The sequence below is a fragment of the Sphingomonas adhaesiva genome, assembly GCF_002374855.1.
Lineage (GTDB): Bacteria > Pseudomonadota > Alphaproteobacteria > Sphingomonadales > Sphingomonadaceae > Sphingomonas > Sphingomonas adhaesiva.
Map to the genome: position 1 here is coordinate 181,154 of NZ_NWVC01000002.1, position 17,055 is coordinate 198,208.

Annotated in this window: 14 protein-coding genes; 8 read left to right on the forward strand and 6 right to left on the reverse strand. The window is 71.2% G+C overall.

Translation table 11 applies throughout. The features are described 5' to 3' along the window. Positions 1 to 6: 6 nt before the first annotated feature. A complete protein-coding gene (locus tag COA07_RS05335) occupies positions 7 to 951 on the reverse strand; it encodes an ROK family protein (protein ID WP_245842023.1) in 945 nt (314 codons plus the stop codon). After that, positions 952 to 1,395 (reverse strand): MarR family winged helix-turn-helix transcriptional regulator, encoded by a 444-nt coding sequence (locus COA07_RS05340; RefSeq protein ID WP_066711527.1) that lies wholly within the window; start codon positions 1,393 to 1,395, stop codon positions 952 to 954. A gap of 108 nt (positions 1,396 to 1,503) precedes the next feature. Between COA07_RS05340 and COA07_RS05345 the strand changes: the two genes are divergently transcribed. The 8 genes from COA07_RS05345 to COA07_RS05380 all read left to right on the forward strand — a co-directional run bounded on the left by COA07_RS05345 (position 1,504) and on the right by COA07_RS05380 (position 13,433). Continuing rightward, positions 1,504 to 2,412 carry an alpha/beta fold hydrolase gene (locus COA07_RS05345; RefSeq protein ID WP_066711528.1) on the forward strand — a complete coding sequence of 303 codons (909 nt, stop codon included), beginning with the start codon at positions 1,504 to 1,506 and terminating at the stop codon, positions 2,410 to 2,412. Continuing rightward, a complete protein-coding gene (locus COA07_RS05350) occupies positions 2,409 to 3,056 on the forward strand; it encodes a DsbA family oxidoreductase (RefSeq protein WP_066711529.1) in 648 nt (215 codons plus the stop codon). Before COA07_RS05345 ends, COA07_RS05350 begins: the two co-directional genes overlap by 4 nt. Positions 3,057 to 3,134: 78 nt before the next feature. After that, the gene (locus tag COA07_RS05355) at positions 3,135 to 5,045 is read left to right on the forward strand and encodes a CocE/NonD family hydrolase (protein WP_066711530.1); all 1,911 of its coding nucleotides are present in this window, start codon (positions 3,135 to 3,137) and stop codon (positions 5,043 to 5,045) included. Positions 5,046 to 5,213: 168 nt separating this feature from the next. Further along, positions 5,214 to 6,143, forward strand: a complete 930-nt coding sequence (locus COA07_RS05360) for a hypothetical protein (protein ID WP_141396475.1) — start codon at positions 5,214 to 5,216, stop codon at positions 6,141 to 6,143. A gap of 11 nt (positions 6,144 to 6,154) precedes the next feature. Beyond that, complete coding sequence (locus tag COA07_RS05365; RefSeq protein WP_066712685.1) at positions 6,155 to 6,640, forward strand: DUF11 domain-containing protein; 486 nt, start codon at positions 6,155 to 6,157, stop codon at positions 6,638 to 6,640. A 46-nt stretch (positions 6,641 to 6,686) separates the two neighbouring features. After that, complete coding sequence (locus tag COA07_RS05370; protein WP_245842024.1) at positions 6,687 to 7,823, forward strand: hypothetical protein; 1,137 nt, start codon at positions 6,687 to 6,689, stop codon at positions 7,821 to 7,823. Positions 7,824 to 7,896: 73 nt separating this feature from the next. Continuing rightward, a complete protein-coding gene (locus COA07_RS05375) occupies positions 7,897 to 12,906 on the forward strand; it encodes a DUF11 domain-containing protein (protein WP_096640586.1) in 5,010 nt (1,669 codons plus the stop codon). After that, complete coding sequence (locus tag COA07_RS05380) at positions 12,903 to 13,433, forward strand: hypothetical protein (protein WP_066713210.1); 531 nt, start codon at positions 12,903 to 12,905, stop codon at positions 13,431 to 13,433. Before COA07_RS05375 ends, COA07_RS05380 begins: the two co-directional genes overlap by 4 nt. On the opposite strand, the gene COA07_RS18690 is transcribed toward COA07_RS05380, so the two are convergent. From COA07_RS18690 to COA07_RS05395, 4 genes are read right to left on the reverse strand one after another with little or no spacing between them, the layout of a single operon-like run. After that, positions 13,420 to 13,554 (reverse strand): response regulator, encoded by a 135-nt coding sequence (locus COA07_RS18690; protein WP_255266837.1) that lies wholly within the window; start codon positions 13,552 to 13,554, stop codon positions 13,420 to 13,422. The genes COA07_RS05380 and COA07_RS18690 overlap by 14 nt on opposite strands. Positions 13,555 to 13,580: 26 nt before the next feature. Beyond that, positions 13,581 to 13,874, reverse strand: a complete 294-nt coding sequence (locus COA07_RS18555) for a response regulator (RefSeq protein WP_245842025.1) — start codon at positions 13,872 to 13,874, stop codon at positions 13,581 to 13,583. Further along, positions 13,871 to 16,426, reverse strand: coding sequence for an ATP-binding protein (locus COA07_RS05390; protein WP_096640588.1), 2,556 nt, complete (start codon positions 16,424 to 16,426; stop codon positions 13,871 to 13,873). Before COA07_RS05390 ends, COA07_RS18555 begins: the two co-directional genes overlap by 4 nt. Next, a complete protein-coding gene (locus tag COA07_RS05395; protein WP_245842026.1) occupies positions 16,423 to 17,052 on the reverse strand; it encodes a response regulator transcription factor in 630 nt (209 codons plus the stop codon). The genes COA07_RS05390 and COA07_RS05395 overlap by 4 nt, the downstream gene beginning before the upstream one ends. Positions 17,053 to 17,055 lie beyond the last annotated feature (3 nt).

A 17,055-nucleotide genomic window follows, 5' to 3' on the forward strand; every position in this document is an offset into this window, starting at 1 on the left:
GTCCGGTCAGCCCGCGGCGATCGCCGCGGGGGAGCGCCGATCCGCCAGCGCCATCTGTCCCAGCACCACCGCGCCCAGCGGCCCGGCGTTGCCGCCGAGCGCGGCGGGCACGATGAACGTGTCCATGTCGGCGACCTCCGGCAGCGCGACATAGCCGTTGAGCGACGCCGCCGTCGCCGCGCGCAGTCGCGGCAGCAGGTGCGGATTACCGACCATCACCCCGCCGCCCAGCACGATCCGGCGCGGCACGCCGGTCAGCGTCAGCGTCGCGAACAGCGTCGCCAGCGCATGCACCACCGTGTCCCAGGCGGGATGATCCTGGGGCAGGTCCTCACCCTTGATCCCGGTGCGCGCCGCGATCGCCGGACCGGCCGCCAGCCCCTCGACACAAGCGCCGTGATAGGGGCAGGCGCCCGGCCAGTCGTCACCGGGCAGGCGCGGCGGGCGGATATGCCCGAATTCGGAATGGGTCAGCCCGTCCACCGGGCGGCCGTGCGCGATCATCCCCGCGCCGACGCCCGTACCGACCGTGACATAGGCCAGCTCGCCCAGCCCGTGGCCCGCGCCCCAGCGCGCCTCCGCCATCGCCGCACCGACGACGTCGCTGTGGAACCCCACCGGCACGCCGTAGCGCGCGCCCAGGCGGCGGGCGACGTCGGTATGCGCCCAGCCCGGCTTCGGCGTGGAGGTAATCTTGCCGTAATCGCCCGATTCGGGATCGATCGACACCGGGCCGAAACTGGCGATGCCGATCGCGGCGAACCCGCGCCATGCGTCCAGCGCCGCTTCCAGCGCGGGCAGCGTCTCGTCAGGGTGGGTGGTCGGAACGCGGACCTCCTCCAAAATGCGATCCGGCCCGCTGGACAGGATCGCGATACACTTGGTCCCGCCCAGTTCCACCCCGGCGATCAGCGGCGCCTCCCCCGTGGTCGTCGTCGTCGTTACGGACACTCAGTCTTCCTCCTGCGCGGCGGCGTCGATCCGCCGCAGCATCTGCGTGAACTGTTCCAGCTCGGCGGCATCGAACCGGCCGAAGATGCGGCGCTCCAACTCGATCGCCTTGGGCGCGATCTGCGCGTACAGCGCCTGCCCCGCCTCGCTCAGCATAAGATGGTGCGATCGCCGGTCGGCATGATTGGGGCTGCGCTCCAGCAGCCCGCGCGCGGTCAGCGCGATCGCGGCGCGGCTGACCGTCACCTTGTCCATCCGGCTGCGCTCGCCCAACTGCGCCTGGGTGATCGGCGCATGTTCGGCGATCAGCGCGATCAGCCGCCATTCCGGGATCGTCAGCCCGAACAGCGCGTCATAGGCACGCGCTATCCGGTCGCTGACGCGGTTCGACGTGACCGACAGCAGGTACGGCAGGAAACGGTCGAGATGCAGGCGATCGGCCATGGGGAGCGAACCGCTATCACGAGTAGCCACGCAGCGGAACCGCCCCCGCAATGTTGCATTAAGATGACATCGGCCAGATAATGCGCGGCTGACCGGACGGAGGAGGCGATGGCGCGGGTTCACGCAAACGGGATTGAGATCGAGTATGAGGAAACCGGGCCGAAGGACGGGCCGGCTATGTTGCTCATCATGGGTCTGGGCGCGCAGCTCGTGCGGTGGCCGCTGTCGATGGTGGAGGCGCTGGCCGAACGCGGCTACCGCGTCATCCGCTTCGACAATCGCGACGTCGGCCTGTCGACCAAGCTGGACGAGGCGGGCGTCCCCAACGTCATGTGGACTGCGGTGCAGCGCCAGTTCGGGCGTGTGCCGGCCGTCCCCTACACTCTGACGGACATGGCCGCCGACACGGTCGGGCTGATGGACGCGCTGTCGATCCCGCGGGCACATGTCGTCGGCGCGTCGATGGGCGGGATGATCGCGCAGTTGGTCGCCGCCGGCTGGCGCGACCGCGTCGATACGCTCACCTCGATCATGTCGACCACCGGCCACCCCACCTGCTCGCGCCCGACGATGCGCACCACCGCGCTGCTGCTGCGTCACCCGCGCGGCGACGATCTGGAGGCGATCGTCGCGCACGGCACGCTGGCCGGCCGCGCGGTCGGCGGGCGCTTCCCGATAGAGGAAGGGCTGATGGCGGAACGGATCCGCAGCGAAACGCTGCGCAACCGCTGTGCCGGCGGCTTCGTGCGCCAGATGGCGGCGATCGTCGCCGACGGCGACCGCACCGCCCGCCTGCGCACCATCACCACGCCGACGCTGGTGATCCACGGCACCGACGATCCATTGGTCCCCTGCACCGGCGGCCGCCAGACGGCGCAGGCAATCCCCGGCGCGCGGCTGATGGAGATCGACGGCATGGGCCACACCCTGCCCCCGCCGCTGATCGCACCGATCGTCGACGCGATCGACACCCACGCACGCACCGCGCCGTCCGCCCCGGTCGCGCGGGCGGCGTGACCGCGCCGGCAATCCGGCTCGATATCGTCTCCGACATCGTCTGCCCGTGGTGTGCGATCGGGCTGGCGGCGGTGGAACAGGCGGTCGCGCGGCTGGACGGCGCGGCCGAGGTAACGCTCGCCTTCCACCCGCTGGAGCTCAACCCCGGCCTGCCGCCGGAGGGGGAGAAGATCGCCGACAATCTCGCGCGCAAATACGGCGCCGGCCCCGATCAGGCGCGCGCCGCCGGCGACCGCATCCGCGCCGCCGCCGCCGAACTGGGCGTCGACATGCGCGGCCGGTCGGACCGGCTGTACGATACGTTCGACGCGCACCGCCTGCTCCACTGGGCGGGGACGATCGGCGCCCAGCTGCCGCTCAAAAAGGCGCTGCTCGCGCGCTATTTCGCGAAGGGGCAGAATGTCTCCGACCCCGATGTGCTGGTCGGTGCCGCCGCCGATGCGGGCCTCGACACTGACGAAGCGCACGCGGTGCTGGCGGAGGGGCGCTTCGCCGGGGACGTGCGCGCGGCCGAAAACTATTGGCGCGGCGAAGGCGTGCTGTCGGTGCCGACGCTGGTCCTCGACGGTCGCTACGCCATTCCCGGCGCGCAAAGCGTCGAGCGGCTGGAACGCGCGCTGCGCCGTCGCCTGACGGACGCCTGATCCCCCTTGCGGCATCGCCGCGCGGCGCGCCATGATCGGCCCGCCGCACCGACAGGATGGTGCGTCCGGGGGGACCACATGACCATCAGCCGCTTCCTGCTCACCGCGCTGTGCGCGACCTGCCTCGTCCCCGCGACGGCCGCCCCCGCACATCAGGCGGAGGACGAACGCCCGGCCCAGCTGCGCCCGGTGCCCGCCCCGGACGCCGACTTCACGCGCCGCACCGTCGAGATTCCGATGCGCGACGGCGTGACGCTCCATACCGTCATCCTCATCCCCAACGGCGCGAAGGACGCCGGCATCCTCCTCACCCGCACGCCCTATGATGCGGAGGGGCTAACCCGCCACGCCGACAGCGGGCGGATGGCCAGCGTGCTGCAGGGCTATGACAATGCCGCCGACGTGATCGCGGCGGGCGGCTATATCCGCGTGGTGCAGGACGTGCGGGGCAAATACGGCTCGGGCGGCACATATATGATGAACCGGGCGCTCGCCGGGACGGATGCCAATTCCACGGCGGTCGATCACGCCACCGACACCTGGGACACGATCGACTGGCTGGTGAAGAACCTGCCGCAGTCGAACGGGCGCGTCGGAATGATCGGCATCAGCTACGACGGGTTCACGACGCTGATGGGGCTGGTCGGCGCGCATCCCGCGCTGAAGGTCGCGGTGCCGATGAACCCGATGGTCGACGGCTGGCGCGGCGACGACTGGTTCCACAACGGTGCCTTCCGCCTCAACAGCCTGCCCTATTTCTTCAACCAGGAGGCATCGCGGGACGGCAGCGCGAAATGGCAATCCTCCACCTATGACGATTACGACGTGCAGATGCGCGCCGGATCGGCCGGCGCGCTGGCACAGGCGCACGGGCTGGATCAGGTCGGCATCTGGCGGAAGGTCGCCGACCACCCGGCCTATGACGCCTATTGGCAGGATCAGGCGATGGACCGGGTGCTCGCGCGGCGCGGGTCGGACGTGCCGACCATGCTGGTTCACAGCCTGTGGGATCAGGAGGATATCTACGGCGCGATGGCCGTCTATCGCGCACTGCGCGCGAAACCGGCGATGCGCGGCAAGCTGTTCCTGTCGATCGGCCCGTGGTTCCACGGGCAGGGGATCGGCAACGGCAACCGGCTGGGCGCGATCGACTGGGACGCGGACACCGCGAAGCAATGGCGCCGCGACGTGCTGGCCCCGTTCCTGGCGCATTATCTGAAGGATGCGGCGATGGACGTGGCGCCCGTCACCGCCTTTCAAAGCGGCACCAACCGCTGGCAGCGGCTGGGCAGCTGGCCGTCCGGCGAAGGACGCACGCGGCTGTACCTGCGCCCCGGCATGACGCTGGGCTTCGATGCCGCGCCCGGGAAAGACGTGGCCGATTACGTCTCCGATCCCGCGGTGCCGGTCACCTACCAGCCGCGCCCCGTCCCCGCGCTCGGCTATGGCGACAACAATCCGTGGCCGACGTGGCTGACCGGCGACCAGCGCGCGGTGTCGGGGCGCCCCGACGTCCTCACCTTCACCGGCCCGGTCCTGACGAAGCCGCTGGCGATCGCGGGGGAGCCGGTCGTCCACCTCACCGCCGCGACCACCGGCACCGACAGCGACTGGGTGGTCAAGCTGATCGACGTCTATCCCGACGAAGTGCCCGAAACGCCCGCCATGGGCGGCTATCAGCTGGCGGTGGCGATGGACATCTTCCGCGGCCGCTATCGCGAATCGCTGGCACAGGCGCGCGCGATCACGCCGGGCCGCGCGTTGCCCTATACCTTCGCATTGCCCACCGCGAACCACGTCTTCCTGCCCGGTCACCGCATCATGGTGCAGGTCCAGTCCAGCTGGTTCCCGCTCTACGACCGCAACCCGCAGACGTTCGTGCCGAACATCTTCTTCGCGCGCCCCGGCGACTATCGAGCGGCGAATCAGTCGATCACCATCGCCGGCGCGCAGGCCAGCTACATCAGCCTGCCGACGGAAAAAGACTGATTTGCGGTTAACCTGAGTATTTCGCTTACGGAACAACTTTTTGTTTGTTTTCCGTGGGTTGCACGTTGGTCTAATCGTACCGCGGCGTAAGACCGATGGCTAGATCGCGTTAACCGCGCCGCGGCTTTCTCGCTCGTGCACGACAATCCCGTCGTCCGGACGAATGCCTTGCGGTTCTATTCCCCCCTTACCCTGGCGCTCTCCGGCGCGCTTGTCGTGTCGCCCGCGGTGCGTGCGCAAACCGCCACGCCCGCGGGCACCGTCATCACCAATGTCGCGCGGCTGAACGTCGCCGCGCCGGACGGCAGCACGGCGCCCGCCATCGACAGCAACCGCGTGTCGCTGACGCTGGCGCAGCTGGTCGACGTCGCCGTCACCGCCGCGCTGGCGACGCAACCGGTCGTCGCCGACAGCGCGACCGCGGTCGCCTTCGACGTCACCAACACCGGCAATGCCGACGACGATTTCGCCCTGTCGGTCGAGGTCGATGGCGCGCGCGCCACCTATCGCGGCATCTCCGTCGGCGGCGCGGACGGCGCCCCGCTCGCCACCCCGGTCGTGCGGCTGCGCGCGGGTGAGCGGCGGCGGGTGCACGTCCTGCTCGGCCCGGTCGCGGCGGGCGATCCGTTGCCGGTGCGGCTTGCCGCCATCGCACAAAGCGCCAGCGGCACGCCCGGCACGGTGACGCCGGGGGCCGGGCCGAACGGCGCCGATCTGATCGTCGGCAGCGGCGGGGCGCGCGCGGAGGCGGTGACGCTGCTGACCTTCGATGCCGCCGCCGGCAGCGACGCCGCGATGCTGGAAAAATCGCAGTCGGTGCGCGCGCCCGACGGGTCGACCCGCGCGGTGTCCGGCGCGGTCGTCACCTATCGCCTGGTCGCCCGCTTCACCGCGCCGGCGGTCGCCGCGCTGGTGGAGGACGCGGTGCCCACCGGCACGCGCTACGTCGCCGGCAGCCTCAGCGTCGATGCCCGCGCGATCTCCGACGCGGACGACGACGATGCCGGCGGGTTCGACGGCGCGGCGATCCGCGTCGCGCTGGGCGACGTGCCCGCCGCCGCCACCCGCACCATCCAGTTTCAGGTCATCATCCAGTGAGGAGTTGCGTCATGTCCCGTTCCCCCGTTCCGCTCGCTGCGGTCGCGCTTGCCGCGATCGCGCTGCCCGCTGCCGTCGCCGCGGCGCCCGGCCCGCTCCAGATCAGTTCGCGCGTAATGGTCGAAACCAGGGCGCGCGCCGCCGACGGCACCACCCGTGTCGCGCTGGCGCCGGCCCGCCGCGTGGTGCCGGGCGACCGCATCACCGTCGTGCTGGCGTATCGCAACACCGGCACGCAGCCGCTGGCGGGCGTCACGCTCGACAATCCGCTTCCGCGCGGGCTGACCTATCACGCGCCCGCACCCGGATCGGCCGCCCCGGCGGTGTCGCTCGACGGGCGTCGCTATGCCGCGCTCGACCAGCTGCGCGTCGCGCTGCCCGGCGGCGGCACACGCGCCGCCCTTCCCGATGATGTCACCCACGTACGGTGGCGCCTCGACCGCCCGTTGACGGCCGGCGGTGGGGGCGAGTTCGCGTTCCAGGCCGTCCTCCACTGATCCCCTCGACTTCGTCACGTATCGCAACAGGAAGGATACTTACGTCATGTTCGTAAAAAGGGCGCTCGCCGTCATGCTGGCGGGCACCGGTACGCTCGCGCTCGCCACGGGCGCGCAGGCACAAAGCGCCGCGTCCGAAACCACCGCCGGCACGTCGATCAGCAACACCGCATCGGCGACCTACACCGTCAACGGCACGCCGCAGACCGCGACGTCGACCACCGCGACGTTCGTGGTCGACCGGAAAGTGAACTTCACCGTCGTCACCACGCAGACCGGCTTCACGCAGGTCAACCTGGGACAGCAGGACGCGGTCACCACGTTCCGCGTCACCAACCTGACCAACGGGGTACAGGATTTCCTGCTCGATCCCGATCAGCAGAACATCTCGGTCGGGATCCTGCCGGGGACCGACAATTTCGACCTGACGAACCTGCGCGCGTTCGTCGATTCGAACAACAACGGCATCTACGATCCGGGCGTCGATACCGCGACCTGGATCGACGAACTGGCCCCCGATGCCAGCGTGACGGTCTTCATCGTCGGCAACGTCCCCAACCAGGCGGGGGCGCAGCTGGCGTTCGATTCCCTCCACGTCATCGCCGCCGCCGGCGGTTCGACGGGGGTGAAGGGCACCGCGCTGATGCCTACCGACCTCAACCTCGCCAATGCCGACAATACGGTCGACATCGTCTTCGCCGACGATGACAGCGACGGACTGCTGTACCTGGGCGATATCGCGCGCAACGGCCAGGGCCGCGCCTATGCCGGCTATCAGGTCGCGACCACCAATGTCGCGCTCAGCGTGATGAAGTCGGTGCGCGTCCTGGAAGACGGGGTGAACACGCTCAATCCGAAGGCGATACCCGGCGCGACGCTGGAATATTGCCTGCGCATCGCCAATGCCACGCTGACCACCCCGGCCGATGCGGTCACGCTGACCGATATCGTGCCGACGCACACCACCTACGTCCCCGGTTCGATCTCGATCGGCGCGCCGGGCGTGCTGGGCGTCGCCTGCGTCGCCAGCGGCTCGGCCGAGGATGACGACGCCGACGACAGCGGTGAAACCGACGGTGCCACCGCCAACTACAATGCCGGAACGAAGACGCTCACCGCGCGGCTCGATCGCGTGTCCGGCGGCGGGACCACCGCGGTCTCGTTCAAGGTGAAGATCGACTAGTCCCACCCACTACACCCGGGAGCAACGCCCCTCCGGCGCGCGGGTTCGCCCGCGCGCCGGGGATCGACCCGTCATGCCCATCGCCCGCCACCTTCCGCTGGCGCTTGCCGCCGCATCCGCGATGCTGGTCGTCGCCCCCGCCCGCGCGGACGATGTCGCGCGCGTCACCAACATCGCCACGCTGTCACTCGGCGCGCCCGACGCGCGCGTGCAGGTGCGCTCGAATGCGGTCGCGCTCGACGTCGACCGGACGAAGCGCCCGACGACGCTCGGCTTCCGGCTGCTGCCGCCCGGCTACGCCTTGTCGGGCGAACGCTGCGACACGGCGCCTGCGCTGCGCTACACACCCGCGCCGATCGACGCCGATACGTTGTCGCGCGCCGCCCCGGTCGCGACGCTCGACGGGCGCACGCCGGTGATCGTGGTGCTCGACAACGCCGGCGGCAACCGCGACCCCGCGGTGCGCGAAAGCGCGACGATCCACATCACCACCGATGGCTATGACGGCCCGGCGACGCTGCTCGAAACCGGTCCCGATACCGGCGTGTTCGCCGGCGGGATATCGCTGGGCGGCGGCGATCCCGCGGCCGTGGCGTGCGACGTGTCCCTCGAACGCGGCGGGCGGATGCGCCTGTCCTTCACCGAAGATCAGTACAGCTTCGGCTCGGTCGCCGAACTGCTGATCGACCCGGCGGGCGTGATATTCGATTCGGCTACGGGTACGCCGGTCGAAGGCTCGACGGTGACGCTGCTGGACGACGCCGATCGCCCCGCTACCGTCTTCGGCGACGACGGTATCAGTCGTTACCCCGCGACCGTCACCAGCGGCGGCACGGTGCGCGACGCCTCGGGCCGTACCTACATCCTGCCCCCCGGCCGCTATCGCTTCCCGCTGGTGGCGCCGGGGCGCTACCATCTGCGCGTCGAGCCGCCCGCCGGCTATACCGCGCCGTCCACCCGGTCCCGCGACGACCTGGCGCAACTGCGCGACCCCGCGGGGCGGCCGTTCATCCTCAACGATGCCTCCTTCGGTGCCGATTTCACGCTGTCGAAGCCGGATCCCTTCTACGCCGACGTGCCGGTCGACCGCGCCGGCCCGACCGCGCTGCTGCTCACCAAGACCGCGTCGGTGCGCGAGGCATCGCCCGGCGACATCGTGCGATATCGCGTCACGCTGGCCAATCGCACCGTGACCGACGCGCGCGACGTGCGCGTCACCGATCTCCTGCCCCCCGGCCTGCGCTATCAGCCCGGCTCGACGCGCGGGGCGGACGAACCGCGCGTCGCCGCCGACGGGCGCACGCTGTCGTTCGCAATCCCGCTGCTGCGCGCCCGCGCCACCATCGACCTGCGCTACGTCGTCACCGTCACCCCCGGTGCGCCGCCGGGCGAAGCGGTCAACCGCGTGCTGGCATCGGGCAGCGCCGGCGCGACGGGTAACGAGGCGGCCGCCTCCGTCCGGCTGCGCCCGCTGCTGTTCAGCGACGGCTTCACCGTGATCGGCCGCGTGACCGAGGGCGCGTGCGGCAATCCCGCGCGCCGCCGCACGGGCGTGGCGGGCGTCCGCATCCTGCTGGAGGACGGCACCTTCGTCGTCACCGACCGCGACGGCCTGTACCATCTGGAGGGGATCCGCCCCGGCCGCCACGTCGTCCAGCTCGACCGCCACAGCATTCCGGGGACGCATCGCGCGGTCGCGTGCGACGCCGATACCCGCGCGGCGGGCGATGCGCTGTCGCGCTTCGTGGACAGCGACGGCGGGCTGCTGAAGCGCGTCGATTTCCAGTTGGCGCCGACCGGCCGCACCCCGGATGCCGCCGCCGCGCTGCCGATCGCCGTCGCGCCCGATGCGATCGCCGCGGGCAATCGCGACTGGTTCGACGGCCAGGCGCCGGGCGTCGCGATGCTGTTCCCGCTGGCCGATCACAATCCCCGCGCGCCCGCGGTGCGCGTCGTCGTCAAGCATCTGCCCGAACAGCGCGTCGCGCTGATCGTGAACGGCGTGCAGAGCGATCCGCTCGCGTTCGACGGGACGGAAGCGCGCGCTACCGGCGTCGCCATCTCGCGCTGGAGCGGCATCGCGCTGGTCGACGGCGACAACCGGATCGAGGCGCGGGTGCTCGCCCCCGACGGCGCGGTCGTCACCGTCATCACGCGCATCGTCCATTCGTCGGGCACGCCGGCCCATGCCGTCGCGCTGCCGCAGGCCAGCCGCCTCGTCGCGGACGGCATCACCCGCCCGCTGGTGGCGGTGCGGCTGACCGACCGTGCCGGCCGTCCGGTACGTGCGGGCACCAGCGTCCCCGTGCGGGTGGAGGCGCCCTACGCCCCCGCGCTCGACGTCGCGCTCGACCAGCGCCGCCGCGCGACCGCCGCGACGCCGGCATCGCCCGCCGCCGCCGCCCCGATCGCCCGCGTCGTCGGCGACGACGGCATCGCCTTCATCGAACTGCAACCCACGACGCAGGCGGGCGCGGTGCGCGCCACCGTCACGCTGGCGGATGCGCAGACCACGCATGACGAACCGGTTCGCGCATGGCTGGCGCCCGGCACGGCGGGCTGGACGGTCGTTGGGTTCGGCGCGGGCACGATCGGGCATGACATCCTGTCGCGGCGCGGCTCCGCGCTGCCCGCCGATCGCGCCGGGACGATCCTGGACGGCCAGCTGGCGCTCTATGCCAAGGGGCGGATCAAGGGGTCGTGGCTCGCCACCATCGCCTATGACAGCAAGCGGACGCGCGATCGCACGCGCGGGCTGCTCGGCACCATCGACCCGGATCGCTATTACACCGTCTACGGCGATGCCACGCGCCAGGGCTATCACGCCGCGACCGCGGGCAAGCTGTACCTGCGGCTGGAACGGCGCGAGGTCGTGGCGCTGCTGGGCGATTACGAAACCGGGCTGCGCGACACGCAGCTGGGCCGCTACAGCCGCACGCTGACCGGCGCGAAGATCGCCTATGAAGGCGACCGCGTCACCGTCACCGCCTTCGCCGCGCATACCGACGAACTGTACGGCCGCGACGAAATCCAGGGCAACGGCCTGTCCGGCCCGTATCGCCTGTCGGCGCGCGACATCGTGCCCAACACCGACCGGCTGCGGATCGAGGTGCGCGACCGGCTGCGTCCCGAACTGATCGTCTCGTCCACGCCGATGACGCGGCATATCGACTATGACATCGATCCGCTCGCCGGGACGATCCGCTTCCGCCAGCCGGTGCTGGGCCGCGATGCGGCGCGCAATCCGATCTTCATCGTGGTCGATTACGAAACCTGGGGCAGCGGCCGCAAATCGGTGGGCGGCGCGCGCGCAGCGGTGCGGGTCGCACGGGGCGCGGTCGAACTGGGCGCCACCGCGCTGCGCGACCGGACGGTCGGCGATGCGGCGCTGCTGGCGGTCGACGCCCGCGCGCGCCTGTCGGCCGATACGCAGGTCCGCGCGGAGGCCGCGACCGGCGGCGCGCAGGGGCTGCGCGGCGGCGCCGCCTGGCTGGCGGAGGTGGAGCATCACGGCCCCGCGCTCGACCTCACGGCCTATGCGCGCCAGCAGGACGCCGGGTTCGGGCTGGGCCAGCAGAATGCGGTCGAACGCGGCACGCGCAAGATCGGGCTGGACGGACGGCTGGCGCTCACCGACCGGCTGTCGCTGACCGGCACCGCCTGGCACCAGCAACAATTGCTGGACGGCGCGTCGCGCGTCGCGGGCGATGCGCGCCTCGAATGGCGGCGTGCGCACGGCACGCTGTTCGCGGGCGCGCAGGTGGCGCAGGATCGCGGACTGGCGGGGGGGCAGGATCGCGCCTCGCGCCTGCTCACGCTGGGCGGGACGCAGGCGCTGGCCGGCGACCGCATCACGCTGGAGGCGCAGACGCAGGTCGCACCGGACGGCGCAAAGGCGAGTGTGGATTTCCCGATCCGCCATCAACTGACGGCGGGCTGGCGCGTGCGCCCGGGCATCCGGCTGATCGGCGGCTATGAGATCGCGGAAGGTCGCGGCTTCACCGCGCAGACCGCGCAGGTCGGCTTCGACGTCGCGCCCTGGGCGGGGGCGAAATGGACCAGCACGCTGAACCGCCAGGCGGCGATGCGGCCGGTCGGCGGGGAAAACGGCCAGCGCACCTATGCGCAATACGGCCTGAACCAGTCGCTGCCGATCGGCCCCCGCTGGACCGTCGACGCGACGCTCGACGCCAGCAGCACGCTGCGCGGGCAGTTGCCGGTCGGGGCGGCGATCAACGCCTTCCACCCGATCGCGGCGGGCGGCTCGCTGGCGCAGGACGGCGCGAACGACGATTATGCGGCGGTGACGCTGGGCGCGGCCTATCGCGCGGATCGCTGGTCGTGGAACGGGCGCGCCGAATATCGCACCAGCGACAGTAACACCCGCTATGGCCTGACCACCAACGTCCTGCGCGCGCTGGGCGAAGGGCGCACGCTGGCGTCCGCGCTGCGCGGCTATGCGGTGCGCGATCGCGACGGCGCGCTCGCCCTGTCGCTCAGTGCCGACGTCGCGCTGGCGTGGCGTCCGCTCGACAGCGACTGGTCCGTGCTGGAACGGCTGCAATTGCGCCACGAACGCGCCGACCGGGGCTTCACCGATCGCAACGTGCTGGGCGTGCCCGCCTTCGCCGGCGGCGATCAGGCGACGCTGCGCGCGATCAACAATCTGGCGCTGCACTATCGTTCCGGGCCGGAGGGTGAGGGTCACGGCTGGGACGCGACGCTGTACCACGGGCTGAAATGGGTGCGCGGCCGCTTCGACGCGGACGATTGCACCGGGCTGACCGATGCGATCGGCATCGACGTGCGCCGCGACCTGGGGCGGCGCGTCGACATCGGGGTGCAGGCGTCGGTGCAGCACGGCTGGACCAGCCGGACCGTCGCGTTCAGCGCGGGGCCGACGCTGGGCCTGTCGCCGGCGCGCGACGTATGGATCACCGCCGGCTACAACATCGCCGGCTATCGCGACCGCGATTTCACGCAGGATCGCTACACGCGAAAGGGGGCGTTCGTGACGCTGCGGATGAAATTCGATCCCGATACGCTGGCGGGCGCCGGGCGGATGCTGGGGATCGGGCGATGATCGGCGCCCGGACGCTTCCTGCCGCGCTGGCGGCGGTGCTGGCCACCGCGCCCGCCGCCGCCGATCCGCTGGTCCTGACGAAAAGCGTGACGACCGTGTCCGATCCGCTGGGCAACACCGTGCCGCGCGCGCTGCCCGGCTCGGTCACCGACTATCGCACGCTCGTCAACAATCCGCTCGCCAATCTGGCGCGGCCCGTGCGCAGCGTCGTGCTGGTCGAACCGCTGCCCGCGAACGTCATCCTCTACGTCCGCGACTTGGCGGGTGCGGGCAAGGGACCGGTCGAGTTCGCCGACGGCAGCCTGCTGGGGACCGGACTGGCGTCGAGCGGCCTGTCGCTGTCCTATTCCGCCGCCGCGCCCGCCGGCGACGGGGTCGAATTCTCCGACGGGGCCAGCTGGGCCTATCAGCCGGCGCCCGATGCGAACGGCTACGACGCGCGGGTGCGCGCGATCCGGCTGACGCTGTCGGGCACGTTCGCCACCAACACGTCGTTCCAGCTGCGCTATCGCGTCAGGATCCGCTAGCCCCCGTCACCTCGCGGATGCGGTCGGCCAGCGTCAGCGGGTCGAACGGCTTGACGATCACCCCCGCCGCCCCCGCCGCGTGATAGCGGTCCAGGTCGGCCTGGCGCCCGCGCGCGGTCATGAACTACGTGCGGCGATGCGAGCCGCCTAGACCGCGGGGTCGGCCTGGCGCCCGCGCGCGGTCATGAACACCACCGGCACCGCCGCGGTCGCGGGCCGTTCGCGCAGCTGCGCCAGTAGCGCCAGCCCGTCCATCCCCGGCATCATCATGTCGACCAGCACAACCTGCGGCGGCGGGCAGCCGTCGTCGATCGCGGCCAGCGCCTCCTCCCCCGATGCCGCGGCGCGGATCTGCAACGACGGGTCGAGCGACAGCGACAGTTCGACGATGTGGCGGATGTCGGGATCGTCGTCGACGTACAATATCCTGGTCGGCGTCATCCCACCTGCTCCCCCGCTCCTCGCTCCATGCCGCCACCCCGCGCCGCCGCGCGCGCCCGCACCAGGCGCCGGATCGTCGCTTTCAGATCGGTCAGCGATTCCCCCGACTTGACCAGTACCGCATCGACCAGCGCGGCCGCATCGTCGGTGATGTCCTGGGCCGAATGGACGATCACGGGGATCGCGATGCCGCGCGCATCGACCAGATAGGGCAGCAGGTCCAGCCCCGATGCCCCCTGCAGGTGCAGATCCAGCACCGCCACGTCGGGCGGATCGCTCGCCAGGATCGCACGCGCCTGCTCGATCGTGGCGGCGCGGCAGATGCGCACCTCCGGTTCCAGCGTGTCCGCCATGACCTGCAGCATGTCCGCATCGTCGTCCAGGCACAGGATCACCGGGACCGGCCGCGCCGCCCGCGCGATCGCGGTTCGCAGCGCCACGGTCAGCCGCCGGTTCGCGCCCGGCCGATCGATCCAGTCGACGACGTCGAGCGACGCCGGCAGCGGCTCGTCCCCGCGTGCCTCGGGCGCGACCAGGATCGCGGACGGTGCGACCAGGATCGCGGACGGTGCGGCCAGCGTCGCGTCGGCGCGCGCCTGCCGCACCAGTTCGATGCCCCCCCCGCCCGGCAGCGCCAGCGAAACCAGCGCCGCGTCGTAGCGGCGCCGGCGGATCGCCGCGAGCGCATCGCCCAGCGTGGCGGCGCGGTCGTGCGCGCAATCCTCCGCCGCGATCACCTGCGCCAGTGCCGCCGCGGCCGCATCGTCCGCCTCGCACAGCAGGATGCGCGGCGCGTCCTGATCGGCCGGGACGTCATCCGCCGGCGCGGCCGGCAATTCGACCACGAACCGCGTGCCGCCCCCGTCGCGATCCTCGAACCGGATCTCGCCGCCGTGCCGCCGCACGATCTCTCGCGAGATCGCCAGTCCCAGACCCGCGCCGGTCGCGGTATCGCGCGCATCGGCACGTTCGAACCGGCCGAAGATGCGCTCGCGGAATGCCGGTGCGATCCCCGGCCCGCGATCCTCGACCGTCAGGATCGCGCGCGCGGCGCCGGCGCCGTCCGTCGTCAGCGCGACCGCGATGTCGACCGCGGCGCCTTCCGGCGACACGCGCGTGGCGTTCGACAACAGGTTCGTCACCACCTGCAACAGCCGGTCGGCATCGCCGATCACCGGCACCGGTGTCGGCACGTCGGCGCAGCTCAGCCGGATCTGACGCGCGCGCGCCAGCCCCTCGCTACCGATGCACGCGCGCTGCATCACCTCGCGAAGGTCGATGCGCTCGCTCGTCAGCCGCAACCGCTCGGTTTCGATCCGGTCGATGTCCAGCATGTCGTTGATGAGGCGGATCAGCCGGCGCGAATTGTTCTCCGCGATGTCGACCAGTCGCTGGGCCTGTGGCGGCAGCACGCCCGTCGTCCCCGCACGCAACAGCCCCAGCGATCCGATCACGGAGGTCAGCGGCGTGCGCAATTCGTGGCTGACGGTGGAGATCAGGTCGTCCTTCACCTGCTCCAGCCGCTTGCGCTCCGACACGTCGCGCAACGACACGATCACGTGCTGGCCGCGCGGCAGGTCCATCACGCCCAGCGCGACGTCGACGGCGATGCCGCGGCCGTCGCGGTGGCGCGCGGTCCGGTCGGTCAGGAACGGGCGGCGCAACGTGCCGTCGATCAGGCCCAGCCGCTTGTGGAAGCTGCCGCTTCCGGGCGCGATGTCGATCACCGTGGCGATATCGCGTCGTTCCAGCTCGCCCGGTTCGTATCCCAGCATCCGCGTCGCGGCCGGGTTCATCATCTCCACGGTGCCGCTGGGGTTCAGGATCAGCAGCGCGTCGATCGTCGCATCGAAGATGGTGGCGTTGCGCTCGGCCGCGTCGACCGCGCGGAGCAGCGCGGCGTGCCGCTGCACGCGCGCGCGCCAGATCAGCGCCAGCACCGCCAGCGCCAGCAGCGTCAACGCCGCGACGCTGCCCAGGATGGTCCGCGCAAGCCACTGACGCTGGCCCAGAAAGCGTCGCAATGCGGCGTCGGCGGCGGCGCGGTCGTCGCGCACCATTTCGGCGACGACGTTGCGCAACCGGTCCATCACGCGTTTCCCCGCGCCCTCCCGGATGATCGCGCGCGCCTGATCCTCGCGGCCGGCGCGAACCAGCGCGATCGTGCGGTCCAGTTCCTCGAACTTCCTTTCGACCAGAATGTGTATCGTATGCAGCCAAGGGTCCGCGCCGCGCTGCTCCGGCACATCCATCCGGTGCAGGTAGGTGATGATCTCGCGCCGCGACGGCTCATACGGTTCGAGGAACGTCGCGTCGCCGGTCAGGATGAAACCGCGCTGCGCGGTTTCGGCATCCTTCAGTTCCGACAGCAGCGCGACCGCCGCGATCCGGCGATCGAACGATTCCGCCGCCGCGCGGCGAAGCGATTCCGATCGCTGGAATTCGTGCCACAAGCCCAGCGTCAGCACCCCGAACACCAGCGGGATCGCCACCGCCACCACGATGAAGGCGCGGGCGCTGGGCCGGCGCACCGCGGCGCGGGCGTGTTTCACCCCCCCTGCCCCGACGCCGGGTCTTCCAGCAGCGGGCGGATCGCCAACAGCGCCTGCGTGCGGTTCGTCACCTTCAGCTTGCGGAACACCGCGGTCAGATGCGCCTTCACGGTCGCCTCCGTCACCGACAGGTCATAGGCGATCTGCTTGTTCGATCGTCCGTCCGCCAGCGCCAGCAGCACCGCATATTGCGCGCGCGACAGGCCGGAAATGCGCTGCCGTGCGGCGGCGAGCGGCGCTGCGGGGGCGGCCGAAGCAGGGAAATGTCGCTGCCCGGCCAGCACCTCGCGCAGGACCGTCGAAATCTCGTCCAGCGGCAGCGTCTTGGGCAGGAAACCCGCCGCGCCCAGCGCCATCGCCCCTTCGGCCAGCCCGGGGCGATCCGATGCGGTGACGATCACCACCGGCACCCCGTCGGCGACGTGGAGCACGCGCATCAGGCCACGAAAACCCTCCGAATCGGGTAGGGCATAATCCAGCAGGATCAACCGGATGGTCCGGCGGGATTGCAGCGCCGCCACCGCTTCGCCGACCGTACCGACACCGATGGCCTGTGCCCCCGGCAAGGCCGCCCGCGCGGCCAGCGACAATCCTTCCCGCGTCAGCGGATGATCGTCGGCGATCAATAA

What these genes read in the sequence shown, in the direction of transcription:
- COA07_RS05365 (WP_066712685.1), top strand. Translation starts at nt 6,155, where the DNA reads ATGTCCCGTTCCCCCGTTCCGCTCGCTGCGGTCGCGCTTGCCGCGATC.
- COA07_RS05345 (WP_066711528.1), top strand. Translation starts at nt 1,504, where the DNA reads ATGGCGCGGGTTCACGCAAACGGGATTGAGATCGAGTATGAGGAAACC.
- COA07_RS05370 (WP_245842024.1), top strand. Translation starts at nt 6,687, where the DNA reads ATGTTCGTAAAAAGGGCGCTCGCCGTCATGCTGGCGGGCACCGGTACG.
- COA07_RS05355 (WP_066711530.1), top strand. Translation starts at nt 3,135, where the DNA reads ATGACCATCAGCCGCTTCCTGCTCACCGCGCTGTGCGCGACCTGCCTC.
- COA07_RS18555 (WP_245842025.1), bottom strand. Translation starts at nt 13,874, where the DNA reads ATGACGCCGACCAGGATATTGTACGTCGACGACGATCCCGACATCCGC.
- COA07_RS05375 (WP_096640586.1), top strand. Translation starts at nt 7,897, where the DNA reads ATGCCCATCGCCCGCCACCTTCCGCTGGCGCTTGCCGCCGCATCCGCG.
- COA07_RS05340 (WP_066711527.1), bottom strand. Translation starts at nt 1,395, where the DNA reads ATGGCCGATCGCCTGCATCTCGACCGTTTCCTGCCGTACCTGCTGTCG.
- COA07_RS05380 (WP_066713210.1), top strand. Translation starts at nt 12,903, where the DNA reads ATGATCGGCGCCCGGACGCTTCCTGCCGCGCTGGCGGCGGTGCTGGCC.
- COA07_RS18690 (WP_255266837.1), bottom strand. Translation starts at nt 13,554, where the DNA reads ATGACCGCGCGCGGGCGCCAGGCCGACCTGGACCGCTATCACGCGGCG.